This window comes from Halochromatium glycolicum (genome assembly GCF_016584085.1).
Lineage (GTDB): Bacteria > Pseudomonadota > Gammaproteobacteria > Chromatiales > Chromatiaceae > Lamprobacter > Lamprobacter glycolicus.
The window spans coordinates 13650-38905 of sequence record NZ_NRSJ01000059.1; the positions used below are offsets into that span (position 1 = coordinate 13650).

The 25256-nt window shown below is 64.1% G+C and carries 25 protein-coding genes; 11 read left to right on the plus strand and 14 right to left on the minus strand.

The genetic code is table 11. The features are described from left to right. The first annotated feature begins 27 nt into the window (after window positions 1–27). From CKO40_RS21300 to CKO40_RS21315, 4 genes are all read left to right on the plus strand, one after another. Window positions 28–1797: a GGDEF domain-containing protein gene (locus CKO40_RS21300; protein ID WP_242477232.1), complete on the plus strand. Its 1770-nt coding sequence runs from the start codon at window positions 28–30 to the stop codon at window positions 1795–1797. A 175-nt stretch (window positions 1798–1972) separates the two neighbouring features. Next, window positions 1973–2791 carry an FRG domain-containing protein gene (locus CKO40_RS21305; RefSeq protein ID WP_242477233.1) on the plus strand — a complete coding sequence of 273 codons (819 nt, stop codon included), beginning with the start codon at window positions 1973–1975 and terminating at the stop codon, window positions 2789–2791. A gap of 328 nt (window positions 2792–3119) precedes the next feature. Further along, the gene (locus tag CKO40_RS21310; protein ID WP_200348471.1) at window positions 3120–4091 is read left to right on the plus strand and encodes an acetylxylan esterase; all 972 of its coding nucleotides are present in this window, start codon (window positions 3120–3122) and stop codon (window positions 4089–4091) included. Beyond that, window positions 4063–4788 carry an esterase family protein gene (locus tag CKO40_RS21315; protein WP_200348472.1) on the plus strand — a complete coding sequence of 242 codons (726 nt, stop codon included), beginning with the start codon at window positions 4063–4065 and terminating at the stop codon, window positions 4786–4788. Before CKO40_RS21310 ends, CKO40_RS21315 begins: the two co-directional genes overlap by 29 nt. A gap of 63 nt (window positions 4789–4851) precedes the next feature. On the opposite strand, the gene CKO40_RS21320 is transcribed toward CKO40_RS21315, so the two are convergent. The 7 genes from CKO40_RS21320 to CKO40_RS24665 all read right to left on the minus strand — a co-directional run bounded on the left by CKO40_RS21320 (window position 4852) and on the right by CKO40_RS24665 (window position 12994). Next, entirely contained in the window at window positions 4852–5892 is a 1041-nt protein-coding gene (locus CKO40_RS21320) for an alpha/beta hydrolase (protein ID WP_242477234.1), read from the minus strand. A gap of 29 nt (window positions 5893–5921) precedes the next feature. After that, window positions 5922–8321 (minus strand): DUF3141 domain-containing protein, encoded by a 2400-nt coding sequence (locus CKO40_RS21325; protein ID WP_242477235.1) that lies wholly within the window; start codon window positions 8319–8321, stop codon window positions 5922–5924. Between the two features lie 138 nt (window positions 8322–8459). Continuing rightward, a complete protein-coding gene (locus tag CKO40_RS21330; RefSeq protein WP_200348473.1) occupies window positions 8460–9671 on the minus strand; it encodes an acetate/propionate family kinase in 1212 nt (403 codons plus the stop codon). Window positions 9672–9683: 12 nt separating this feature from the next. Then, the gene (locus CKO40_RS21335) at window positions 9684–10922 is read right to left on the minus strand and encodes a bifunctional enoyl-CoA hydratase/phosphate acetyltransferase (RefSeq protein ID WP_338074239.1); all 1239 of its coding nucleotides are present in this window, start codon (window positions 10920–10922) and stop codon (window positions 9684–9686) included. Window positions 10923–10989: 67 nt separating this feature from the next. Further along, window positions 10990–12117, minus strand: coding sequence for a group II intron reverse transcriptase/maturase (gene ltrA, locus CKO40_RS21340; RefSeq protein WP_200348474.1), 1128 nt, complete (start codon window positions 12115–12117; stop codon window positions 10990–10992). Next, window positions 12102–12317 carry a hypothetical protein gene (locus CKO40_RS21345; protein WP_200348475.1) on the minus strand — a complete coding sequence of 72 codons (216 nt, stop codon included), beginning with the start codon at window positions 12315–12317 and terminating at the stop codon, window positions 12102–12104. The genes ltrA and CKO40_RS21345 overlap by 16 nt, the downstream gene beginning before the upstream one ends. Window positions 12318–12718: 401 nt before the next feature. Next, window positions 12719–12994 (minus strand): MaoC family dehydratase, encoded by a 276-nt coding sequence (locus CKO40_RS24665; RefSeq protein WP_338074240.1) that lies wholly within the window; start codon window positions 12992–12994, stop codon window positions 12719–12721. Here CKO40_RS24665 and CKO40_RS24670 point away from each other — a divergent pair. The 7 genes from CKO40_RS24670 (at window position 12917) to CKO40_RS21380 (ending at window position 17090) form a co-directional block, all read left to right on the plus strand. Continuing rightward, complete coding sequence (locus tag CKO40_RS24670) at window positions 12917–13246, plus strand: hypothetical protein (RefSeq protein WP_242477240.1); 330 nt, start codon at window positions 12917–12919, stop codon at window positions 13244–13246. The two genes, CKO40_RS24665 and CKO40_RS24670, sit on opposite strands and share 78 nt — an antisense overlap. A gap of 172 nt (window positions 13247–13418) precedes the next feature. Beyond that, window positions 13419–13637, plus strand: a complete 219-nt coding sequence (locus tag CKO40_RS21355; RefSeq protein WP_200348476.1) for a hypothetical protein — start codon at window positions 13419–13421, stop codon at window positions 13635–13637. A gap of 30 nt (window positions 13638–13667) precedes the next feature. Continuing rightward, window positions 13668–13922, plus strand: a complete 255-nt coding sequence (locus tag CKO40_RS21360; RefSeq protein ID WP_207173788.1) for a hypothetical protein — start codon at window positions 13668–13670, stop codon at window positions 13920–13922. A 154-nt stretch (window positions 13923–14076) separates the two neighbouring features. Continuing rightward, on the plus strand, window positions 14077–14397 hold the full coding sequence (locus tag CKO40_RS21365; RefSeq protein ID WP_200348478.1) for a magnesium transporter: 321 nt from the start codon (window positions 14077–14079) through the stop codon (window positions 14395–14397). A gap of 97 nt (window positions 14398–14494) precedes the next feature. Beyond that, the gene (locus tag CKO40_RS21370; RefSeq protein ID WP_200348479.1) at window positions 14495–15448 is read left to right on the plus strand and encodes a PDC sensor domain-containing protein; all 954 of its coding nucleotides are present in this window, start codon (window positions 14495–14497) and stop codon (window positions 15446–15448) included. Between the two features lie 361 nt (window positions 15449–15809). Then, entirely contained in the window at window positions 15810–16322 is a 513-nt protein-coding gene (locus CKO40_RS21375; RefSeq protein ID WP_200348480.1) for a hypothetical protein, read from the plus strand. A gap of 492 nt (window positions 16323–16814) precedes the next feature. Then, entirely contained in the window at window positions 16815–17090 is a 276-nt protein-coding gene (locus CKO40_RS21380; protein ID WP_200348481.1) for a hypothetical protein, read from the plus strand. Between the two features lie 196 nt (window positions 17091–17286). Here CKO40_RS21380 and CKO40_RS21385 read toward each other — a convergent pair whose 3' ends face one another. The 7 genes from CKO40_RS21385 to pstS (CKO40_RS21415) all read right to left on the minus strand — a co-directional run bounded on the left by CKO40_RS21385 (window position 17287) and on the right by pstS (CKO40_RS21415) (window position 24997). Beyond that, window positions 17287–18699 carry a DUF3422 family protein gene (locus CKO40_RS21385; RefSeq protein ID WP_200348482.1) on the minus strand — a complete coding sequence of 471 codons (1413 nt, stop codon included), beginning with the start codon at window positions 18697–18699 and terminating at the stop codon, window positions 17287–17289. Between the two features lie 44 nt (window positions 18700–18743). Then, a complete protein-coding gene (locus tag CKO40_RS21390; protein ID WP_200348483.1) occupies window positions 18744–19412 on the minus strand; it encodes a hypothetical protein in 669 nt (222 codons plus the stop codon). Between the two features lie 337 nt (window positions 19413–19749). Then, window positions 19750–20832, minus strand: a complete 1083-nt coding sequence (gene pstS / locus CKO40_RS21395; protein ID WP_200348484.1) for a phosphate ABC transporter substrate-binding protein PstS — start codon at window positions 20830–20832, stop codon at window positions 19750–19752. A 49-nt stretch (window positions 20833–20881) separates the two neighbouring features. Next, window positions 20882–21712, minus strand: coding sequence for a phosphate ABC transporter ATP-binding protein PstB (pstB, locus tag CKO40_RS21400; RefSeq protein WP_200348485.1), 831 nt, complete (start codon window positions 21710–21712; stop codon window positions 20882–20884). Between the two features lie 26 nt (window positions 21713–21738). Next, window positions 21739–22647, minus strand: coding sequence for a phosphate ABC transporter permease PstA (gene pstA / locus CKO40_RS21405; protein WP_200348486.1), 909 nt, complete (start codon window positions 22645–22647; stop codon window positions 21739–21741). Window positions 22648–22650: 3 nt separating this feature from the next. Then, window positions 22651–23619, minus strand: coding sequence for a phosphate ABC transporter permease subunit PstC (pstC, locus tag CKO40_RS21410; RefSeq protein ID WP_200348487.1), 969 nt, complete (start codon window positions 23617–23619; stop codon window positions 22651–22653). A gap of 310 nt (window positions 23620–23929) precedes the next feature. After that, window positions 23930–24997 carry a phosphate ABC transporter substrate-binding protein PstS gene (gene pstS, locus CKO40_RS21415; protein WP_200348488.1) on the minus strand — a complete coding sequence of 356 codons (1068 nt, stop codon included), beginning with the start codon at window positions 24995–24997 and terminating at the stop codon, window positions 23930–23932. Between the last annotated feature and the right edge of the window lie 259 nt (window positions 24998–25256).

The window sequence follows — 25256 nt, forward strand, 5'->3', positions numbered from 1 at the left end:
ATCGTTGCCTCAGCCTTGCCTCGATCGATGCGAGTCCCAACCGATGCGCGGCCGATCCAGCGGCGCGACGGCGCGGCGGACGCCGCCGACGCGACAACCGTCACGGCAACACGGCGCTATAACCCGCTCTTTGACAGCCAAAGCGGTTCCCTGTACGCGTTCGAGGGCTGGTCGAGCAGCGACGGGGCCTGCAACCAGCCCCAGGAAATGATCCATCGATCTCTCCTGGATGGATTGATGAGCGCCCTCGATGCGCTGTCGACCTCGCCCAAGCTTGAAGCCGTTCGACTGCTCTGGCCGCTCGATCTGTCGACGATGCGCACCCCAGGCTGGCCGTTCGAGCAGACCTCAGAACGGCTGCGCTCGGCGGGCATCGACCCGGCCCGACTCGTGTTCGAGGTAGCGGGCCGCGGGGATACGGCGGAGCTGGATCAGGTGCTCGCCTTCCTCGCCGAGCTGCGCCGGGACGGGCATCTGATCGCGATCGGCGCGCAACTGAGCTACGACCTCCGACTGCGGCTCCTGCACGAACAGGCACCCGAGTTGGCCCGTCTCGCCCCGTTCCTGGTCGACGGCGTCGAGCACGACCCGAAGAAGCGGTTGCTGCTGACGCATGCGGTGCGTCAGCTACAGGGCCTCGGGGTCAAGGTCTGGGCATCCGGTATTCAGAACGACGCGGCGCTGCGGATCTGCCAGGACATCGGCTGCGACCTGGTCGCCGGCCCTGCCCTCGCGAGCCCCGAGAGCGAACCGGCACGCATCCCGCTGCGCTGCGGGCGTACCGGTGAAGACCAAAAGATGCGTCGGCGCGATGACACGGGCCCGGAGCTGGTCCGCTCGCAGCTCGAGCAACCCCCGCCCCTGCCGGTCGACGCCCCGATGCAGCAGGTCTTCGACTGGTTCAGGGAGCACGTCGAGCACAGCTATTTCCCGGTCTTGAACGCCTACGGCCGTCCGCTCGGCCTGCTGCGCGAGCGGGACATCAAGCGCTTCACCTACTCCAGCTATGGGCGCGAGCTGCTCTCCAACCGCGCGCTGAAGAAGTCCCTTGCCGATTTCCTGACGCCCTGCCCGACGGTCGACATCAGCGCCTCGGCAGAACTGATCCTCGAGGTCTATGCGGCAAGCGATCAGCCGCCGGGCGTCATCGTCACCAAGGACTGGCGTTACCACGGCTTTCTCTCTCAAGCGGCGCTACTGCAGATCATCGAGCAACAAAAGCTCGCGACAGCGCGCGAGCAGAATCCGCTGACCGGACTGCCCGGCAACCGGCAGATCCTGGCGTATATCGGCGAGACGCTCGAGGCTGTGGACTGTACCCGGGCGCTGGCCTATTTCGACTTCGACCACTTCAAGCCCTTCAACGACCGCTACGGCTTTCGCCATGGCGACCGCGTGATCCAGCTCTTTGGCGAGCTATTGCGAAAGGGCTTGCCTGCCAACTCGACCTTCGCCGGTCACATCGGCGGCGACGACTTCTTCGCTGGGTTTCACCGGATCGACGAGACCGAGGTGACCGGGCTCATCATGCAGCTGCTGCGCGATTTCGAGTGTAACGCCGAGAGCCTCTACGAGCCCGAGGACCGCGAGCGCGGCTATATCGAAGCACCGGCCCGTGCCGATCTCAGCACCCGACGGCTGCCCTTGCTGCGCTGCAGCGCAGCGCTGATGCTGATACCCGCCGGCGTCGGCAAGGCCGATCAAGTCGAGACCATTACCCGCCAGATGGCCATGCTCAAGAAACGCGCCAAGGCGTCGCCGGACGGCCTTGCCACGCTCTCGCTCGAGATGCCATGACCTCGATGCGCTGCAGGCCGCAGCAATCGGCTTCGGCGCCTGACCATCCCATCCATAAGCAGGCCCCGGTCGCACCCGCACTGGCGCACCTGAGCCCCGGCAAGAGCCGACTCGGTCTCACCGCACCGCCGCCCGGCCCGCTGCCCTGCCCATGGCGCCAGAGGACGACACCCCGATGACCGAGCCGACCATCGCGCGGCCGAACCACGCCGAATCCGTTGTTGCGTCTTCTTGGAGCGAGATCCAGGAACTGCTGTTCGCTGAGTCCTGGGTGCCGGAGATCGGCCGTTTCCGCTCCCGCTACGCCTACCGCGGGCTCTCCGACGCCAGCTACCCGCTCGAGACCACACTGATGCGGCTCGGCGGTCAGTACGCCCAGCTCGAGCGCCATCTGCTGCGCAACTTCCGCAAGTACGCCCATCGCCGGGTGGTCGAGCGCGACTCGGTCTGGCATTGGCTCTCGGTTGCACAGCACTACGGGCTGCCGACCCGGCTGATGGACTGGACCTACTCGCCGTTCGCAGCACTGCATTTCGCGACCGCTCATGTCGACAAGATCAACCGGGATGGTGTCATCTGGGGGGTCAACTACATCGATGCCCACCGGATGGCGCCGGACCTGCTCCGGACCCGGCTCGACCTCGAAGGCGCGAACGTGTTCACCGTCGAGATGCTCAGCGAGACCGTCACCTCGCTGAGCGCCTTCGACCGGCTCTCGGACGCGCCCTTCACGATCTTCTTCGAGCCGCCCTCGATCGATGACCGGATCATCAATCAATTTGCGTTCTTCTCGCTGAGCTCGGACCCGACCCTGTCGATGGACCAGTGGCTCAGCGACTATCCGACCATCTGGCGCCGGATCATCATCCCGGCCGAGCTCAAGTGGGAGATCCGGGACAAGCTCGATCAGTCCAATATCACCGAGCGGGTCTTCTTCCCTGGCCTGGAGGGCCTGACCGCCTGGCTCAAGCGTCACTACAGCCCGCGGACCTGATCGCCGCGAAAGCTGCTCACGCCTGTGGCCATTGGCGCCTGCCCAGCGCGACCGGCGCCTACCTTGCAATTAGCCCAAGCCCGCAATGCGGAGCATGCGCGAAGTGCAGTCGAGGCCGCGAGCACCTCAAAGGAAGCCAGCGTCGAGGGATGTCAGGCTTTGCTATCCGCTATCGACGACTTGCAAAGGATTTGCCAGGAAACCCTGAGTGCGATGACGCAGATCGACTCCCTCGATGGCAAGGTCCACAAAATACGTTCTTTCGAGAAGCATGCTGCAACCCTCTGGTGCAACATGAGGGGTTGCCGCTGACCCGAGGACCCTCAGCATGACGTCCCCTGACGCCTTCGATCCGACCTACGGCTATGACCTTGCCAGACTCTTGGACGTCCTGCCACCACAGGCACCGGACGACTTCGCCGAGCTCTGGCAACGACGCTACCGAGAGGCACTCGAGGTTACCCCGGCCCTGCAGCTGAGCCCCTCGAGCTATCAGCGCCCGGGCATGCGGGTTTGGGATATCCAGTATCGCTCAACGGAGGGCATCACCATCGGCGGCTGGCTGCTCGAGCCTGAGCAGGGAGCGCCGGAGCACGCTTTTGTCGTCGGCCACGGCTACGGTGGCATCGAACAACCGGACTTCCCGCTACCCTGCGCCGACGCCGCTTACCTGGTGCCCTGTTTCCGCGGCATCGGCCGCAGTCGCCGCCCGCCGATCTCCGACAACCCGACCTGGCATGTCCTGCACGACATCGACAAACCGGACCGCTACATCATCGGTGGCTGTGCTCAGGACCTGTGGATCGGGGTGACCGCGCTGCTGACGCGCTTCCCCGATCTCGCTGGACGCATCAATTACATGGGGATCAGCTTCGGCGGCGGCATTGGCGCCCTGGCGTTGCCTTGGGACCAGCGCATCGCCCGCGGGCACCTGAATGTGCCGACCTTTGGCCACCAACCATTGCGTCTGCAACTGCCGACAACAGGCTCGGCCGCCTCGCAGCAGCGCTTCGCACAGACACATGGTCACCTTCTGGAAACCTTGGCGTACTACGATGCGGGCTCGGCTGCGAGGTTTATCCGTCAGCCGATGCATGTCGCGGCGGCGCTGTGCGATCCGTCCGTCGCGCCGCCGACCCAGTTTGCCATCTATAACGCGCTCGCAGGTCCCAAGCAGCTGTTCGTGTTGGCCATCGGTCATGCCGAGAATCCGGCGCGAATCGCTCAGGAGCACAACCTGCTCGACGCCTTGACGAGGTTTTTCTGCGGCGATGAATCGCGAGTACCACCGGTGGCATAGCCCCCATCTCGGCCGCGACATGGAGCTCTTGGTGTTCGGCCATGCCGGGGCCAAGGTGCTGGTCTTTCCGACCCGCGACGGGCGCTTTCACGAATACGAAGACCTGCGCATGACCGAGGCGCTCAGGCACAAGCTCGAGGCGGGTCAGCTGCAGCTCTACTGCGTCGACAGTCTCGATTGGGAGAGCTTCTATTGTCATTGGGCACATCCGGAGGGCCGCATCCAACGGCATCAGGCCTTCGAGGAGTACATCCTCAACGAGGTGCTGCCGCTGATGGCAAGCAAGAACGGGTATCCTTGCACCATCGCGCATGGTCTGAGTTTTGGCGCCTTCCACGCGGCCAATATCGCCTTTCGCCATCCGCATCTGTTCCAGAAGCTCAGCGCCTTCTCTGGGCGTTACGATCCCACGCTCAATGTCGAGAGCTTTCGCGATCTGCTCGACGGCTATCGCAGCGAGTTGATCTACTATCACTCGCCCGCGCAATACCTGCCGGGTCTCGATGGCTGGCGGCTCGAGGCCTTGCGGCGGATGGATATCGTGCTGGTCATCGGCCGCGAGGACCCGTTCCTCGACAACAATCGCTATCTCAGCCGGATCCTCTGGGAGAAGGGCGTCTGGCATGCGTTGCATGAGTGGGATGACCGTGCCCATAGCGGCTACTATTGGCGCCGTATGGCGCCGCTCTACCTGTGAGCGGGCTCGATCAAGGGGTCGTTGCTGCGCTGATGGCCGGCCTGATCAGGGCCTCAACCCTGCTCAAACTGGCCCGTCCATACGGGCCTTAGGTTGAGGGTCCCGATCCGGAAGCACACTCGCCGGTGACGACTGGGTCTCGTTGGCCAAAGCCGTCTCGGTCAAGAAGCGCCCGATCTCCGCATAGACCTGCGCGCAGGCATCTGAGACGAGGTTCTCCAGGTTCAAGAAACCGTGCACCATGCCCGGAAAGTTGATCGCCTCGACGGGTATCCCTTGCTCGTTCAGCCGCTCAGCATAGACCTGGCCCTCATCGCGCAGCGGGCAGAATCCCGCGGTGATGACCAGCGTCGGCGGATAGTCTGCGGTCAGCTCCATGAACAACGGTGAAACAGCGCGGCGGTTTTCGGCATTCTGCAGGTAGGCGTCGAACATCCATTGAACGCGGTCGCGCTCGAGCAGATAGCCCTCCGCGTTTTCAATCACCGACGGCTGCGACAGGCTGTAATCCAGGCTGGGGTAGATCAGCACCTGAGCCGCGAGCTTGAGTCCCGGCTCGAACTGAGAGAGGTGCGCCACGGTGGCACAGAGCGCACCGCCACCGCTGTCGCCGATCAATGACAGCCTTGGCTCATAGCGGAGGCCGAGACGGTCGAGCAACGGAAAGACCCGCTTGGCGCTCGCCAACGTGTCTTTGAGCTGTGCCGGATAGGGGCATTCAGGGGCCAGCCGATAGTCAATGGCAACGATGATGTGCGCAATAGCCAGCGCCAGCTTGCGCGCGATGGGGTCATAGAGACTCACGCTGCCGGAGACATGGCCGCCGCCATGGACGAACAGGGCCACCGGCAACGCCTCATCGGGCTGCGGATCGTAGACCCGGGCCGGGACCCGATAATCCGGGCCCGGGATGATCTCGTCGCAAATCCACTCGATCGGCGGAACCTCGGTGACGAAACGGCGGGTGATCAGATCCCAGGATTCACGTGTGTTGGTCACGGTGCGTCGATAGCCATGGGCACGGGCGGCCTGCTTGGCCGCCTGCAGCTCCTGCAGCCAGGCACGCAGCGGCTCCGGCATCGCCGCCTCCGCCTTCATCGTCATCGCCCTGTCTCCGGCCGAGCCCGCACCGCTCAGGCGGCCTTGCGCGTTGCGGTTCCTGGATCATCGCTGGTCAAGGGCGTGGCTTCGAGCGCCAGCGCAAGCCGGTTCATCATGTCCAGGGTCTCGCGACTCATCTCCTCGCGGGGGCCGGCGATCTGCTCACACAGGGCCAAGGCGCGCTCGCGATCCTCCGCGCTGGCGAGCTGTTTCGGCAGTGCCGCCATAGCCGCCTCGGGCTCGTAGCCAACGATCAGCGTCTCCTTGTGGATCATGCGGGTGCGGTGTTTGGGCTTCATGCTGGCGAAGGGCTCGGTGCTGAGCAACATCTGGTTGGAGCGCTCCAAGCGCGAGCGGCGGACCTCCTTGCGCGAGTGCGCCAGGAAGATCAGCATCCGCACCACGCCGTCGGCGAAGCCGCCCAGATCGATCCGGTCCAGTGCATCCTGGACCTGGGTCAGGGTGCGCAGGTCTTCGCGCGGCTCGGATTGGGCCACGGTGGTGCCAAGGCGATCGCCGAGGGCCTGCACCGGTGGTGCCGCCCAGAGCAGGTGGAAATTCCACTCGATCATCGCGTTCTGCAGATCGCGCACGCCGTCCCACATCTGGGTGACCAGATGGGCGTTGAAACGCTCCCACTGTCGGAACGGATTGTCGTCCGGCGTCGCCTGGCGGTGCTCGCGCACCTGCTCGGCGAGCGCCTTGACCGGCTGCATGGCCGGATTGCGGTCGCTCGCCAGCCAACGCTGAAGCCGCATCGGGTTGCTGTTGGCCATCAGCTCGGCCGATGCCTGGTTGGTCATGCCCTGCACGAGAGGCCGGAACGCCAGATCATAGACCTCAGCGCCTAACTCCGAGAAGCGGGCCACGGTCGCGAACGGCTTGTCCGAGTCGTCGCCGCCGCACTGCTCCATCATTGTCTCGATGGTCCGTTCGGCGAAGGCAACCTGGAAGGTCTTCTCGACGCCCTCACCGCGCTCCTCGGTGATGACCATCTCATAGAGCCCAGGTGACAGCGCCTCGATGGCCTTCAGCGTGGAGACGATCTCCCCGTGCTCCTTCTTCGCCACCGATGAGGAGACGAAGATGCCGAGATGGCCGACGCTCGGGTGCAGGGTGTAGAGGATTCGCTGGCCGCGGGCCTTGATCTCGTCGACACCGGTGTAGAGGTCGGCAACCCAGCCGAGGGCCTGTTGCGGCGGCGTGATGTTGTCGCCGTGCGAGGCGAAGATGATGATCGGCGAGTTCACCTCGCGCAGATCGACGTGGGTGCGCTCGCTAAGGCTGGCCTTGCCGCGACCGAGTCGGTTACCGACGAAGAGGTTCTCGACGATCCAGGCGATCTCCTCCGGCGTCATGTAGTAGAAGCTGCCCCACCAGCGCTCGAAGCCGACGAAGCGCGGGACCTCGGTGTCGATACGGTCCCAGAGGTTGTAGTACTTCTCCCACCAGGTGTTGCTGGGGCTCAGGCGCTCGAAGTTCGAGACCAGATGGGAGCCGTCGAACTGCCCATTGCCGAGATCCGAGAGCATGCGCACCGAGGTGGCGCCGCCGACCAGGCCGCCGAGGTAGCGCATCGGATTCTTGCCCTTCTGCCCAGCCCAATAGGACAGCGGCGCGCCGTTGGCGACCACCGGCCCGGTGATGTCGGGGTTGGTGGCGGCGAGCAGCATCGAGGCCCAACCGCCCTGGCAGTTGCCGATGATGACGGGCTTGGGCGAGGCGGGATGCAGCCGGCGCACCTCGCGCACGAAGTCGGCCTCAGCGGCGGTGACGTCCGCGAGCGTCTGCCCCGGCATCGGCAGGCGAGTGAAGGTGACGAAGTAGGTCGGATGGCCACCATGGATCGCCGCACCGACCTCACTTTCGTGCTTAAAGCCGCCGATGCCAGAACCGTGACCGGCGCGCGGGTCGATGATGATGTAGGGTCGGCCATCCTCACGCACGGTCACGCCCTCGGGCGGGATGATGCGCACCAGCGAGTAGTTGACCGGCCGCGGCAGCTGGGTGCCATCGACGACGACCTCGTGCTCCCAGCTCAGCACGGTCTTGTTGCTGCCCTCCTCGTGCTCGACGAAGTGGTTGCCGCGCTCGCGCATGGCGTCGGCGAAGAGCACCGCGCGCTGCGCACTGTCGGTCGCATACTCCCACCAGTGCTGCGCCAGCGTCGGGGTCATCAGGCTGTCGGCCACCGTCTGCCAAGCCTCGAGATTGGTCTTCGCAGTCTGCTGCGCGTTCTCCATCGCTTGCTTGCCGTGCGTCTGCAGGATGAACTGCAGATCACGGCCGTATTGGAGATACGCATCCTCTTGGCCTTGACCGCTGACAGGGCTGCTGCCGCCGGTAGAGCCGAGTGCGCTCCAGGCCTGGGTCCAATCGGTCAGCGCGTTGCGCATGTCCGCTTGCGGGAACAACTTGGTGACATCGAACATCTGACTCTCCCCTTCCCGATGATTCGCGGGAAGCTTGTGGTGGGCTGGCTGATGGCATCAGGCGCCTGTGCCGAGCGGTCTTGATGGCCGGGTGGTCTTGGCGATGGGTGCGTTCAGCGCGAGGACGAGGCCGCACCCTTAGGCGTTGCTGACGATGCGCAGCGTGTGCCGGGCGATCATCCGCTCCTCATCGGTCGGGATGACCCAGACCGATGGCCGATGCTCCGCTGGGCTGATGCAGCGCTCTCTCGCGGCATTGGCGTCCGGGTCGATCTCGATGCCGAGCCAGGCGGCATCGGCGCAGACGCGCGCGCGAATCCGGGCGTCGTTCTCGCCCACACCGGCGGTAAACACCAGCGCATCCAGGCCGCCGATGGCGGCGCAAAGTGAGCCCAAGGTCTGGCCGACGCGGTAGACGAAGTAGTCGATGGCCTCTGCGGCGCCTGGTTCATCGCTTTGATGCAGCTCGCGCAGGTCATTGCTGACCCCGGAGAGACCCAGCAGGCCGGACTGCTTGTAGAGGAGCTTCTCCAGGGTCTCGACGCCGAGCCCGTCTTCGCGCATCAGGAACAAGAGCACGCCCGGGTCCAACAGCCCGGGGCGGGTGCCCATGGGGACGCCATCGAGCGCCGAGAAGCCCATGGTGGTCTCGACGCTGCGGCCTTCACGGATCGCAGTCATGCTGCAGCCGCTGCCGAGATGGGCCACGACCACCCGGCCGTCGGCCACCTCGGGCGCGAGATCGCGCAGCTTCTCGACGATGTACTCGTAAGACAGGCCATGGAAGCCATAACGCTTGACGCCTCGATCCAGCAGCGCCCGCGGCAGACCGAACTGCTCAGTGACCTTTGGTCGGCCGCAATGGAAGCTGGTATCGAAACAGGCCACCTGCGGCAGGTTCGGATGCTCCACGGCAACGGCACGGATCGCGGCCAGATTGTTCGGCTGATGCAGCGGCACCAACGGGATCAGACCGGCCAGCACCTGAATGATCTCCGGCGTGATCCGCACCGGCGTCGCATAGGCCTCGCCGCCGTGGGCGACCCGATGGCCGACGGCGATGATCTGCGCGCCGTCGGCAACGTTGGAGAGCCAGCTCCAGATCTGCTCAAAGGCCCGCGCATGGCCGCTCCCAGCACCATCGGCGACCGGCTCCCACCAGCTCTCCGAGAGTAGCTGGCCCTCGACGCCCTTGGCGATGAAGTGCGGCCGAACGCCGATGCCCTCGACCTGACCCTTGGCGCGCAGGACTGGCTCGGTCTCGCCGGTTCGCGCGGCGTAGACCGCGAACTTGATGCTGGACGATCCCGCGTTCAGGGTCAGGATCAGCTCATCGGATAAAGCGTTCATGGCCGATCCCCGTCAGTGCGCGGGCTTGTCGAGCAGGCCCTGCCGCACCGCATGGGCATGCAGCACCGCGGTCGCGGCCGAGGCGCGCCGGGTGCGCACGCTGTCAGCGCGCGAGGTGAGGATGATCGGCACCCGGGCGCCGAGCACGATGCCGGCGGCCTCGGCGTTGGCGAGGAAGATCAACTGCTTGGCCAAGATGTTCCCGGCCTCCAGATCCGGCGCGATGAGGACGTCGGCAACCCCGGCCACCTCGGAATCGATCTTCTTGATCCGTGCCGCCTCCAGGTTGATCGCGTTGTCCATCGCCAGCGGGCCATCCAGCACGCCGCCCTGGATCTGACCACGATCCGCCATCTTGCACAGTGCCGCGGCATCCAGCGTCGACTGGATCTTCGGGCGAATCGTCTCGACCGCCGATAGGATCGCCACCTTGGGCCGCTCGACACCCACGGTGCGCGCCAGATCGATGGCGTTCTGGCAGATATCGGCCTTGGCGTCGAGGTCCGGCGCGATATTCACCGCCGCATCAGAGATCAGCAGCAGCTTCGGGTAGCTCGGGACGTCCATGACGAAGATATGGCTGATCCGCCGCGCGGTGCGAATCCCGGTTGCCTTGTTCAGGACCGCGCTCAGTACCTCGTCGGTGTGCAGGCTGCCCTTCATCAGGACCTCGGCGGTGCCTTCGCGGATCAGCTCCACGGCGCGGGCGGCCGCGGCGTGGCTGTGCTCGACGTCGAGGATCTTGGCGCCGCCGAGGTCGATCCCATGCTCCTCGGCGACCGCGCGGATGCGCTGCTCAGGGCCAACCAGGATCGGTGTGATGAAGCTCGCCTCGGCAGCCTCCATGGCGCCCTGCAGCGAGACTTGGTCCACCGGGTGGACGATGGCGGTCGGGATCGGCTCGAGCGCCCGGACCTTGTCGAACAGGACGCTGAAGCTGTCGTGATGACGGACCGAGACATCGGCCAGGTCCGCGACCTCGATGCGCTGCTTTTCCGTGGGCGCGCTCACGACGGCGCGACCGGTCATCACCAAGTCGCCGTCTTGATTGGAGACCCGACACTCGAAGGCGACGCGGTCCTCAGGCAGCTTCTCAAGCACCCGGACCCAGGCGGTCAGGCTGTCACCGAGCCGGACTTGGCGATGGAACTCGGCGTCCTGGCTGCGATACACCGTCCCCGGCCCCGGGAGCACATTGGCGAGCAGGCTCGAGACCAGGCCAGTGGCCACCGGGTCACCGCGGGTGCTCACGCCCCCGCGGTTCCCACAGATCCGGACGTGCGGGACTACCGCATCCGGCTCCTCGGTTGAACAGTCGCTACGCGACAGAGTTGCTATGAACGACGCGCACGGGCGGCAGGGGGTAGCGTTGAAGCAGTCGGTTGAAGGCCTCCCAGTTCAGCGAGGGCCGATAGGAGCGGCGATTCAGCCACTTTATCCAGACACGGCGCACCGCCTGTCGGAACCGAACCAACGCTCGCGCGTTACCGGTGATTCCATAATAGGCATCGTGGCCGCGCAGTTTGCGACTGAGCGCCTTGCATTGTTCCGCCACCGACAGATGCCGATGACGGCGGCACCACTGCCCGATCTGTCGCACGGCGCGACTGAAGCGGGCTTTGGCCGTCTTGCGCTGAACCACCCAGTTTCCATTTCGGGAGCGTCCCCAGTAGTGCGTGAAGCCGAGCAGATCGAAGCTGCGCCCGCGCTGCGAGCGCCGCGTTGCACGCCGCCAGGGCGGACGACGAAAGTCCACCAGGCGGGTCTTCTCGGGGTGGAGCCTCAACCCAAAGCGCGCCAAGCGCTTGGCCAAGACCTCCATCACCCGCCGGGCGTCATCTTCCCGCTCAAAGGCCAGCAGCGCATCATCAGCAAAGCGGACCATAAAGGCCCGCCCGCGCAGGCGCGGCTTGACCGTGTCCTCGAACCAGCGGTCCAGGACTTCATGCAGGTAGAGATTCGACACCAGCGGGCTGATCACATGACCCTGGGGACTGCCCCGTTCGGGTTGGCTGATCACCCCGTCTTCCATGATCCCGGCTCGCATCCATTTGCCCAGCACGCGACGGATCACGCCGTCTCGTACCCGTTGGTCAAGAAAGGCATGAAGATGGCTTCGTTCCATGCTGCCAAAGAAGTCCTGGATGTCGAGATCGATCAACCAGGCCCCCCGCAGGTCCATGACCCCATCCCAGAGCGCTTGCAGCGCTTGGTGAGGGTTGCGTCCTGGGCGAAAGCCGTAAGAGCCGTCCAAAAAGTCTTGCTCGTAGACCGGCTCCAGCACCATCAGCACCGCCCGCTGGAGAATCTTGTCTTCCAGGGTGGGAATGCCGATCGGGCGGGTCTTCTTCGTTCCGTCCTTGGGGATGTGAATGCGCCGTACCGGTGGCGCCCGATAGCGGCCGCTCTTGAACCGATCAAGCAGGTCGCTCAGGTTCTCGTGCAACCGGCTTCGTACGCCTCGGCGGTCACGCCATCCACACCCACCGCGCCGTCCTTGCGCGTGCGCTGATACGCCTCTTCCAGCCACATCAGGTCGATGTGGTGCGCCAACGTGGTCAGCACCCTCTCCGGCGCCTGTCTTGCCAAGTTCGCGATCGTCTCTTGTTTCGTTCTGATGGTCTCGCAACTCAAGGTTTGCGTCATCTGTCCCTCCAGACGGTGTTTCAACCGATCGGCCGCTTCCCTCCCGTGGGTCCGCTCGGGTGCGTTCCCCACGCTCACCGGTACTATCAGCCGACTCTGACTGCTCAGCCGCCCTCGCACCGCACTTCGTTGCCTTCGCTTGGTGCTACCTTGATGTTGGTCCCGTTCGCTCCTGTCGGGTGGACCTTCCCCGACAGACCTGGGCGGCTTCTACTGCGGTGCCCGCGCCGCGTAGCTGTCAAGGAACGACTGAGCCCTCCCAGGTTCCTGGGCGACCCGTGCGTGCATGCCCTGCTCTCAGACCCCGGCGGAGTCTCGACATCAGGCCATACGATGCCGAGACTGTTGCCTTCCGGTCTTCCGAATACGTCGGCTCCGCTAACATCAGTATCGAGGCTCTATCACACAGCCTGCACGCCCCCTGTGTTCGCTTCGCAGGCGGGATCACTCCCGCACCACGCCACACTCGGTTCCGGTGGATGGCCAATCCTTACCGGCTCGGGACTTGCACCCGGTGGGCCGCAACAAGGAGTTTCCGATTCGCTTATCCGTTCGCTCTCTTCCTCTCCTTCCAGGCTTTGCCTGGCGCAACAGAGACTATGACCGACGACACCCTGTGCCCCCTGAGCGCGGGCGTACTCTTCATCCATGTGGATCGGGTTGAGGTCGCCGGACACCTTGCTAAAGAGGGCGACATCATCGCGGGTCAGCGTACGCTGAAGCTCGGCGCTCTGACCGAGCTGGATTTCGCTATAGATCCGATTCTCGAGAAGGTCAGGCATGGAGGTGCACCGGAAGCAGGTCGTCGCGCCGAAGCTATCGGCTATGACGACGAAGATTGTTGCAGTGCACAAAAGCTAGCGGATTCAGGTTGCCCGCAGGTGACGGCGAGGTGGCGTTTTCGTGAAATCGCACCCCCGTGCTCTTGAGGGCCGGCCCGGATTGAGTCGAAACCGGGTCATCGCCGAAAAACAAACCGATTACCAGTCTGATGTCATTGATTTTGCGATGAATCTTCATCGACCCTTCATCGAACGTTGATCCTGGTGACACCAGCCTCGGATAAGGTCGCGCTATCCCTCAAACCTGATGGTGACCTCCATGTCAGCCTTGCTTGAGCATCGCGTGAGCCTTGAGCATCGTGTGAGCGGATTAGCGCAGCGTGTCGGACTGCGCCTTGTGATCGATGACGAACAGAGTGATGAGCGCCGTTATCGGCTGGTCGAGCCCATGACAATGACGCCGATCTCAGCCGATGGCGGCAACGGCAGCGCCTTGCTCCACGAGCTGGAGAGTTGGCTTGAGTTTCCTTGGGAATGATCAACGGGATCCTTCAGTAGGGCTATCCAGATGAGCAGCGACCTTCAGTGCCAGCAGGCCGTGCATGAGCTCTTTCGCATGATCGAGCGCATGCTCAGCCTGAGAATCGACCCCTCGGAGCGTGATGCGTCAGTGACGTTTGAGCCTGAAGACATCGATCGAATTGGTCTGATGGTTGCTAGGCTGGAGCGGCTGACGGGCAGACTCGCCCCATCGGACGAGCGCTCTGAGTTTAGACGTCGTCACGCAGCCTTAGCGAAATACCTTGCCGTCCTGCAGACCTAATCCAAGGCTGCGCGGCAAAGACCTTTGCCATTTGCGGCTGGCAATGTCCGCTTGCTAATGTTCGCTGCGCGACGCGAACCGCGAGTCTCCTGAGGGCGTTGCTTATCGGTGCTGGACGGACTCCTCGGAGCACGGCACGTTCGCTGTTGTCGATGTGAGCCTTACCAGCACCGGTGGTGTCATCGGCATCATCGCCTGGGGCAATTTGGTCGGTTCGCTATCGCCGATAGGGCTGCGCAGTCTCAAGCTGGACCCAGCGACGATTTCCGCGCCGTTTCCTACGACCTTCACCCATGTGACCGGTCTGGTCATCTGCTTTAGCTTTGCCCGGGCCATGCTCAATCGACAGGGGCACGGCAGAGCTGCCTCCGAGACGCACTGCTGGCATTTGTTGCTGCGCGCGCCACAGCCGGAAATTGACCATAACAACCTCGCTAATCTACCTGTTTCAGTGACCGCTGCACGCAACGGCTGACCACATCCGGCACAGTTACTGCCTAACGCAACCCGCAGTCTTGCGGTGATGATCGCTGGGTATCTTGCGTTGTTCTAGGCCGGCCAGAGAGGGGTTGATGATGGACAGTACGCTGAAAGGCACGATTCACCGTCAACGCGAGGCGATCGCGAGAACGCTGCACGAGCCTATTGCGCAGATCGCGGGTGCTTGCGCTGCGGTCTGGGGCGATCGAGGGCAGCTAAACGAGGTCTTGATGGCTGGCTGCGGACACATCCCGTCCTGCGGTGCATTGTTTGTCGTGGATCCTGCAGGCCGTCAGATTAGCGACACCGTCAGCGCCACTGGAGCCGAACCGGCAGACGTCGGGCGCGACCGCTCAACGCGTCCCTATATGCGCGAGGCAGTTCCTGCCTGGGGCTTCCTGCTCTCGGATGCCTATGTCGGGCTGGTGTCACATCGCCCATCGCTGACGGCCTTGCACGTCGTCCGCCGCGACTGGGAGCTGCTGGGTTACGTCGGCGCAACCTTCAATCTCAAGGATCTGCCAGTCACCGCGAAGCTCTATGAAGACCTGCCCCACTGGCTCCAGATCAAGGGCGATCCTTCGATTCGCAACACAGTGTTGCTACAGACCCGTGTCGAGAGCCCAATGGATCAGAACCTGGATCAAGTCCTCTCCGTGATTGAAGAACTGTTGGTCGAGCGGGGGATGTTCCAGAGCGTTGTGCACTTTGCGAGCAGTCGAGCGACGGTATGGACCCTGGATGATCCGTTTCGCTACCGCATCCTTGACCATGAGGCGCTCTCGGACCCGGACATCTGCCTGGTCTATCCCTGTCGAGCCTATTCACCTGAGGCTGTGATCCCACAGGCCAGTATTTCGCCCGTTCTCAACGCTCTGAGGGATCTGCGCTTGATGGACGATACCTTCTACCTGCGCTCTGCCTCGATCAATCTGTTCAACGGCATGATTAGCCTAACGTTCTCCTGTGATGGTACGCACTACATGCCGTACCAGGAGTTCCTCGATAAAAGCCTGGCCTTTTGGGTGGGCAACAGTGCGGATTAAGCGGCGAAGCAGAGAATTCGGATGAGCTCTAGTTGTCAAGTCGAGCGCCATTGATCGCACTTCAGCGGACACTGCTATTTGAAGGCGACAGCACAGGTTGAGGCGATGTACACCAGCCTGTAAACCTGCTGAAACGTCAATGTCGTGGACGGATGACAGACTAGTCCTAGAGCATGTCACACGGCAGGATCCAACAGCGATGCCATCCGAATTTGCCAGCCCTCCGGTAACCGAACGAGCGACAGCGAGCGACCGGCAGACGCCAGTCACGGACAAACAGCATCCCGAGTCCGAGCCGTTCCGCTCGGCCGCGGCAGCCGAACCAGACCCGGCGTTTCAATCGACGGGGGCGGCGGAAACGGTGGCGACGATCAACCCTGATCAGCTCCCCGAGGCAACCCCTGGACCCGTCAGAACAACGCTGATTGCCAACTCGTCGGCTGATCAAGAGCCCGACCTGTCGCCTGCGGCCAAGTCGACGACCGTCGAACAACATAGCCCCATCGCGCAGCTCGTCGCCGAACGTTTGCAGCGGATGACCAAACCCCGACTGGACCAGCGCAAGCTCGCGCGCTTGCTAAAGACCATCATCGATCAGGTGATGCTGACCGAAGGCCTGGCGCGACCGATCACGAGTGGCGCCAGAGACCAGCTGGCGGAATTTGCCGCAACCCGCCTCTTACGCGGCCCTCTCAAGGCAAGCGAGCTACCCAGACTGTTGATCGACGCCGCCAGTCGATTGCCGGAGGTGAGTCGACGCATCGAGACCCACGTTCCGGCGGCGTCGAACCAGCGTCACGACCGGATCGACGCGAAGCAGATCCGAGAGGCGCGCAAGAGCGGAGTTCTAGCGGGGATCGATCCCTGGGGCTAATCCGCCAACGTCGACCCTACGCGTGCTTCGGGTTTCGCGACTGTCCAGATCTCCTTCCGACCACGAGATCGTCATCAAGATCCGTTAGCGTTGAAGGCTCAGCATTCTCTAGAGCAATCGAGCAAAGCCCGTGAGTAGCACCGCCGACAGCGCTTCGGAACCAGGCGCGCGACGATCCTCGCTTCTGTCCCCTGGTGACTGCAAGACCTGGGCACCTAACTGGCTGTTCCGTATCGAGACCGCGGGGAAGAATCTGGAGGAGCTTGAGTAGTTCTAAGATGATCGAGCCGGTCGAGCCTAACGCAGCCCGCGCCGCCTCGGGCTCAGATCAGCCACTTCCTGGCTTCAGCGCTGATCCACTCGCTGACCAGCACCGTTGCGCGGAAGCCTCGCGCTGGGGGCCGCGCCCTGCTTGCTGATCTGGCCAAGCGCCATTGGGCAGTTGGCAGTGATCCTGTTCGCGGGTGTGATCGGCTGCCCACAGCTGCGCTGATGGGTTATCATCAGGACTGCTTCAGACATCGGCGCGACGAGGCATTGATGGAATACTACGTGCTCCTAGTCGAGAAGAACGGCGACGCGATTGCACGGGTGATCGGCTCCGCGCCAACCTCGTCGGCCGCCTGTGATCTCGCCCAAGACCTCGACGTGAAGCTCAATGGCCGGGTCACGGGCCGCACCTTCTATCTCGACCACGAGGCACTGATCGCCTGGCGCACCCGTGGCAAGGTCGCACCGATCGGGTCGCTGATCCCCGAGGTCGATTAGCGCCGCGACCGCTGAGCCGTTTTCGGTCACTCGCTCACCGGGTTCGCGCTCGAGGCCACTGAGGTCCCCACCGACGGTTCACCGGGCGACGCCACGCGCCCCTGACCGGTAGTACCGCCCGCGCCGTTTCTCTCTCTGTTGACCGTGAATCATGCGTGCGGGATTCATCGTTCGGGGTGGCACCGTGCCATGCACGTCAGTCCTGCTCGTGCTCGCCTTTCGCGCTTGACCTTGCCTCGACCCGCTCGGCATCGCGGCGCAGCCGCCGCTTGGTATGGTGGAGCCCGAACCAGGCGGCACCGACGACGAGCGGCACGGCGATCCCGATCCCAAGCGCCGGGTCCAGCGGCCAGCCGCCCGCCTCGAAGCCCTTGAGCAGATAGCCGATCAGGCCCACTCCGTAGTAGCCGATCGCGACCACGGACAACCCCTCCACCGTCTCCTGCAGGCGCAGCTGCAGATTGGCGCGCCGATTCATCGAATCCAGCAGGCCACGGTTCTGCTCCTGCAGCTGCACCTCGACGCGCGCTCGCAGCAGGGCCGTGAGCCGTGCGGCACGATCCGCCAGGCTCTGCTGGCGCTGCGCGGTCGCGGCACAGGTTGCGACCGCCGGCGCCAGGCGTGCCTCGAGGAACTCGGTCAGGGTCTGCACCCCCTCGATCCGAACCGGTCTGAGCTGCTCGAGGCGCTGGTGGACCACCCCGTAATAGGCCTGCGAGGCATCGAACCGGGTCGCGGTCTCGGCCGCGATCGATTCGATCTCGGCGGCCAGTGAGGTCAGCTCTGCGAGCAGTTCGCGCTCCGGCAGTCGCTCCTGGCCGTCGTCCGAGGAGGCCTTACCCAGGCCCCCAGTCGCGGCCTGCCCATCGGTCATCCGCGCGGCGACCCCGGCCAGACGCCGCTCGGCCTCGCTGAGCAAGACCGCGGCCTCGCGTGCGGCCGGCAGCCCCAGCAGCGCCATCGCGCGGTAGTCGTTGATCTCAAGGATGCGTTTGATCAGGCGTCCGGCCTGGCCATCGGACAGGCTCTGGTCCTTGAGCAGGATATGACCATAGCCGTCTTCATGGATGTGCAGATCGGACCAGGCCAGACCGGCGCCGCCAGCGACCTGCTGACCGATCACCGGGTTGCCGTCGAACAGCTCGACCAGCTCCTCGATGCTGCGGTCTGGCATCTCCGCCGATTCGAGCGCCAACTGGACCGCTGTCACCACCTGCCCGGGGAGATTCCGCAGCCAGACCTGCGGCAGTTCATCGAGCAGCGAGTCCGCGAAGGGCTCGGAGAAGGGGCCCGGACGGCTGAAAGTATAGGTGACGAACTCGGTGTGCCGCTCCCAACGCAGCCAGAGACCGCGGAGCTGGGTCGCGAACTGCTGACCGACGTCTTCCGGCTTCTGAATCCCGAAATGCGAGAGCAGGCGCGCGAGATACTGCTGCTGGCGGCCGCTGCCGCGCTCACCGCACAGATAGGCCAGATGGGCCACGCGCACCGGCGAGGACATCGGATCGAAGGTCCGCGCATGCAGTTCGGCTGTCACCGTCTCGCGCAGCGGATGTGCTGGAAACGGCAACGGCGGACGTGGTGGCGAGGGTTCCGGAAGCGAATTCATGATCAGCGCCGATCCTCGACCGCCCGTGTCAGACCCAGCCGCCTTCACCGTGCGCGCCCATTGAGGTGAATGGTCTCGGCGTCATCCTTGAGCAGCTCGCCGAAGCGCTTGATCAGCTTCGGGCGCTCCAGGAGCATTCGGAGACTGTGCTTGCGCGAGTGCTTGACCAAGGCCGAAGGGTCGAAATAGGCCTTGGCATTCTCGACCGAGAGCACGAATGGTGGCTTGCCTTCGTTGGCGAGGGTCCAGCTCATCACGAGCGATCCGGTTCGATGATTACCTTCAATGAACAGCTGTGGCTGACTCAAGATGTGGATATAGGTGCTCGCCGCTCTTCGCCAAACCGGAACGCCGTTGAGCGAGCGCACCCAGTTGACGAGCGACTCGACACCGCCGTCAGACTTGCCATAGAAGTGCGCCTCGGTCGCCTCGATCTGCGACGCGCACTCGGCACGTACCCGGTTGTCACGGCCGCACAGCACCAGGATGTTGAGCTCCAGCAGCAGCGACGAGTTACCAGGCGCGAACAGATCGACGCCGTCAACCAGGTATGCATCCACCTGCTCATAGCCTAGCAGCATCCGCTCCAGCACCTCGTCGCTGAGCGGATCGCGTGGCGTGTCGAGACTCGCGTTGATGCGGTCGAAATTGGCCTGAACCGCCCGCAGCGAGGTCTCGATCGCGTCGAGATTGAGCCGTTTTGCCTTTGGCACCAGCGCCAGTTCCCATTTCAGAGACCGTTCCGCACTCGGTCAGCCCGACTGCTGCTGAGAGGCGCAGCCCGAACGAGCGCCGTTTGGCCAGTACCGCGCACTAAGAGGCCCGATCAAAACAGCCGCTTGAATCGCGCAAGCTCCTGATCTCTGTGGACGCCGACGCCATTCTATTAGGGCTTGTAAGACGCCCTATCAAAATGCCCGCCTCGCCTACACAAGCTGCTGAATAGGCCGTAGAGGGCATTCTGTTAGGGCTTCCAAGGGGTCTAGCCGGGCCGCTTCCCGGCTCGTGCGCTCGAGCCCCAACCGTTCGGACCGGCTGCGCGGGCCTGATTCAGTTGATCTGCTCGACCTTGGCCTTGGCGAGCGAGACCATCTGCTCCGGCAGCGGGATGTATCCCATCTCCTCAGCGACGGATTGGCCGTCGGTCAGCCCCCAGAGCACCGCATCCTGCAACGCCTCAGCCTTCTCGCGATCGGGATAGCGCTCATAGAGCAGCAGCCAAGTATAGCTGACGATCGGATAGGCATCGGTCCCGGCGGGATCAGGTACGAAGACCCTCAGGTCGTCGGGGATGGTCTCGGCAGACGCGAGCGCGGCGGTCCCGGCGCGCGGCGAGGGCGAGACGAAGCTCCCGGCCTTATTCTCCAGGGTCGCGATCGGCAGCCCGAGCCGGTCGGCGAACTCGTACTCCATATAGCCGATGGTGCCTTCGCTGGTCTTCACCCGTTGCGCGATCCCCTCGTTGTAGTTGACCTCCATCGTGTTGCCGGGCCAGTCGATCTGCTTGCCGACACCGGGCCCCTGATCGCTCGCCCACCACGGATGCGCGGCCCCGAGATGGTTGGTCAGCACGAAGGTCGTCCCGCTGCTATCGCGGCGCACCACCGGGGTGATGGTGCGATGGGGCAGCGTGACGCCCGGATTGGCCGCCTCGATGCGCGGATCATCCCAATGGCTGATCTTGCCGGCAAAGATGTCGGCGATCAGCTCGCGCGGCAGCCGCAGTCCGCTCTCGACGCCCGGGATGTTGTAGGCGAGCACGACCATGCCGGCGGTCATCGGGATCATCAGAGCGCCGCGATCGCCGACCTTGGCGAGATCAGCGTCGGACATCGCTGCATCACTGGCGCCGAAATCGACCTCCTCGGCCAGAAAGCGCCGGATGCCTTCACCGCTGCCCACCCCTTCATAGCTGAAGGCGATCTCGAGAGCCTGCTCCCCGTAGATCGCGATCCAGCGCTGATAGAGCGGCTCGGGGAAGGTCGCGCCAGCACCTTCGATCCTGAGCTTGGCCCCGGCTTGATCCGCAGTCGCAGTCGACTCCTGAGCGGGTTTCTCGCCCGAGCATGCCCCTAACGCAAACACCGACAGGGCGGCCGCGAGCAGCCGCCACCGAGGAAGGATTCGTGTCATCAGCGTTGTCCTCAACTGGATCGCCAAAGCGCGCCGTCAACAGAGCGGCCTAACTGAACTCGCCCGAGACGTATTCCTTGGTGAGCTTCGCCTGCGGGTCGTCGAAGACCTGCCGGGTCTCGCCCATCTCGACCAGGTAGCCGGTGCGCCCACCCTGCGAGATATCGACCGAGAAGAACGCGGTGGTGTCGGCGACGCGCGTCGCCTGCTGCATGTTGTGCGTGACCAGCGCGACCGAGTAGTTCTCCTTGAGCTCCAGCATCAGCTCCTCGACCTGCCGGGTCGCGATCGGATCGAGGGCCGAGCAGGGCTCATCCATCAGCAGCACGTCGGGCTCGGTGGCGACGGCGCGGGCGATGCACAGACGCTGCTGCTGACCGCCGGAGAGCGACAGGCCGCTGTTCTTGAGCTTGTCCTTGACCTCGGTCCAGAGCGCGGCGCTGCGCAGCGCCTTCTCGACGCGCTCATCCATATCGCCCTTGAAGCGGTTCAGGCGCAGGCCGAACGCGACATTGTCGTAGATACTCATCGAGAACGGGTTCGGTTGCTGGAACACCATGCCGATATATCGCCGAACCAGCACCGGGTCGATCGACTTGTCGTAGATGTCCTGACCGTGATAGGTCACGCTGCCCTCGAACCGAAACACCGGGATCAGGTCGTTCATCCGGTTCAGGCTGCGGAGCACAGTGCTCTTACCGCAGCCCGAGGGACCGATGAAACCGGTGATCTTGTTCTGCTCGATCGGGACGTTGCTGTCGCGCACCGCCAGGAAGTCGCCATAGAAGATCTTCTCCAGGCGACAGTCCATCACGACCTTTTGCGGATCGACCGACCAGGCCGCGGCTTGGCTGGTCACTGCTTCTGCAGTCGCGTTCATCTCTGAATTACCTCTATGAATCGAAATCAGTGCTTCTGCCGGCCAAGAACGCGGGCCAGGATGTTGAAGACCAGGATGATCAGCACGAGCACCAGCGATGCGGTCCAGGCCAGCTCGATCTGGTTGTCGTAGGGCATCCCTGAGAAGTTGTAGATCAGGATCGAGAGCGACGAGGTCGGCTCGCTGAGCCCCTCGAACCCATTGATGAAGTAGGTGCTGAATAGGGCCGTGAAGAGCAATGGCGCGGACTCGCCGGCGGCACCAGCGACGGCCAGCAAGACGCCGGTGACCACGCCGGGAATGCCGGTCGGCAGCGTGACCTTGCTGATCACCTGCGCCCGCGTGCAGCCCATCCCATAGGCGGCATCCTTCATCTTCTGCGGGACCTGTTTGAGGGCCTCCTCGGCGGTCAGGATGATGGTCGGGAGCATCAGCACCGCGAGCGCCACGCCACCGGCCCAGGCCGAGTAGGTCTTCATCGCGACCACCATTGCCGCATAGACGAAGACACCGGCGAGGATCGACGGAAAGCCGGTCAGTACCTTGGCCAGAAAGCGGGCAGTCTGCGCTAGCCTAGAGTAAGGATCGATCTCGGCCAGGTAGATCGCCGCGAGGATGCCGATCGGGATACTGATCGCCGAGGCGATCAGCACCATCACCGCGGTACCGACGATGGCCGGGCCGATACCACCGCCAAACTCGAACGCGGCAGGCGGCAGCGACGTGAGCGTCTCCCAGTTGATGCGCGCCCCGCCCTTGGCGATCAGCATGAAGATCACCGAGAATAACGGCAGCGAGGCCAGGATCGCCAGGACCCAGGTGATGCCGGTGAAGATGCGGCTCTTCAGGCCGCGGCCTTCGAGCAGCGACCCCTTGAGCTGGGGCATCCGCTGCAGGTCCTGCTCCAGGACTGCTCCACTGATGTTGCCGGTCATGGCCTACCTCCCCTCGAACTTGCGCGTGGCGGCCTTCATGATCCAGAGGCCGAGGACGTTGACGATGAGCGTGATCCCAAGCAGCGCGAGCGCGGCATACATCAGGGCCTGCACCTCGAGCGGACCGGCTTCGGGGAAGCTCGAGGCCAGCAGGGACGCCAGGGTATTCGCGGGCGCGAACAACGACAGGCTGATCTGATTGGAGTTACCGATCAGCATCGCCAGCGCCATGGTCTCACCGAGGGCGCGCCCAAAGCCGAGCACGAGCGCGGCGAGGATGCCGCTCGAGGCGGTCGGCAGCATCACCTTCAGGATCGCCTCCCAGCGCGTCGTGCCCATCCCATAGGCCGCCTCCTTGACCTTATAGGGCACCCGTTTGAAGGCGTCGACCGAGATCGCGGCGACGGTCGGCAGGATCATCACCGCCAGCACCAGCGCGGCCGGCGCCATCCCGGGGCCGCTGAGCGAGGTCCCGAACAGCGGGAACCAGCCCAGCGTGTCGTGCAGCCAGTTGGCGGCCGGGCGGATCAACGGGATCAGCACATAGATGCCCCAGAGGCCATAGACCACCGACGGGATCGCGGCCAGCATCTCGACGATGGTCCGAAACACGTTCGAGACCCGATGGTCGAGGAAATCCTGGGTCAGGAAGATCGCGATGGCGACCCCGAGGACGCCGCCGATCAGCAGCGCAAGCAGCGAGCTGTAGAGGGTGCCCCAGATCTCGGGGAGGATGCCGAACTGCTGGTCCTGCACATCCCAGGTGGTGCTGTAGAGGAATTCGGGACCGAACTCGATGATCGCCGGCAGCGCCTGGCGCCCAAGCTCGAAGATGATGTAGGCCACCAGCAGCAGTATCACTGCTGCGGCACCCCAGACGATCCCCCTCAACAGCTTGTCTGCCCCGTAGTCCGCGGCCGAGGGCGGACCGCAGACCTTGGTGACGACATGAGCGAAAGGATTAGAAGCCATAGCCTGTGCGCCCTTTTCTTGGATCGCGGATGATTGCGGATTGAAATGGCATCGAGCCGTTTAAACTGCCCCGCCGCGGCGAGGACCGATCTGATTCGGATGAAACTGCCGTGAGGCCCGCGGTCTCACCCGTGCCCACGCAGCCGCCGGTCCGACCGGACAGCCCAGCGCGATGTCTCGGCTGGCGTCCCTGAACTGAGAACGCGCCCCGACCTCAAGGCGCAAAGGCGCCGCAAACCCGGCCCGCCGGCGCGGAATCTAGCGCGCCGGCGGCGGGCCGTCATTGCGAATCCGTTCCGCTGCAAGCGGGTTACTTCTCGCCGCCGACCAGCTTCATCGCGTCCTCGACCTTGGCCTTGACGTTATCGGGCAGCGGGATGTAGCCCATCTTCGGCGCATCCTTCTGACCCTTGGTCAGCCCGTACTCGATGAAGTCGCGCAGGACCTGAGCCTTCTCTTCGTCCTGATGCTGGTACAGCAGCATCCAGGTGAAGGTCGCGATCGGATAGGCGTCGTCGCCGGCCGGATCGCTGACCCAGACGCGCAGGTCCGGGGTGCCCTCGTAGCCCGGCAGGTCGGTGCTCGGGAACTCGGCGCTGGCCAATGCGGCCTTACCGGACTCCTCGCCCGGCTTCACGAAATTACCGGCCTTGTTCTGCAGGATCGCCATCGGCTGGCCCGTGGCCTCGGCATAGCCGTACTCGATATAGCCGATCGCGCCCGGGGTCTGCTTGATCATCGCCGCGACGCCGTCGTTCTTCGGCGCACCAACGAAGCTCTTCGGCCAGTTCACGCTCTTGCCATGGCCGACCTGCTCCGCGAACTCCTCGCTCACGGCAGCCAGATGGCCGGTGAAGACATAGGTCGTACCCGAGGAGTCGGAACGGCGCACGACGGTGATCTTGTCATCGGGCAGATCGATGTCCGGGTTGGCCTCGGCGATGCGCTCGTCTTTCCAGGAATCCAGTTTGCCGAGGAAGATGTCGATCATCACGTCGCGCGGCAGCTTCAGCTCCGGGCTGCCGGGCAGGTTGTACGAGAGCACCACCTCGCCGGCGGTCATCGGCAGCAGCACGACGCCCTTGTCGGTTGGCACCTTGCTGATCTCCTCATCGTTCATCGCCGCGTCGCTTGCTGCAAAATCGACCGTTTCGGCGATGAAGGCGCGGATGCCGGCGCCACTGCCGACGGCCTGGTATTGGACCCGGGCGTCCTTGTTCTTCTTGCTGAAATCCTTCGCCCACTTGGCGTAGAGCGGGAAGGGGAAGCTCGCACCGGAGCCGTTGACGGTGGTGTCGGCGCTAATCGCCGGCGAGAACGCAAAGGTGGAGAGGCAGCCGGCGAGCGCGGCCGTCTTCAGGGCATGCTGAAGCGTCATAGGGATCTCCTTGACTCGTGATACGAAGGATTGGGGTAGGTAGACTCGAGCCCCGTTGGCGAGGCGCCGCTATTGTGGACGGGCAATCGGCGAAATTTGTGAATTTTTGGTTACATGGCCCGGCTTCGGCCTTCGGCGCCACTCGCCAAGGACAGACTTGCGAGGCCCATCGACGGGTCAGCCGCCACCCTGACTCTACAGCACCAGTAGGACTCTCCCCCTCAGCAGCCCTAGACTCCTCCTCCCGCCAAGACCCGCC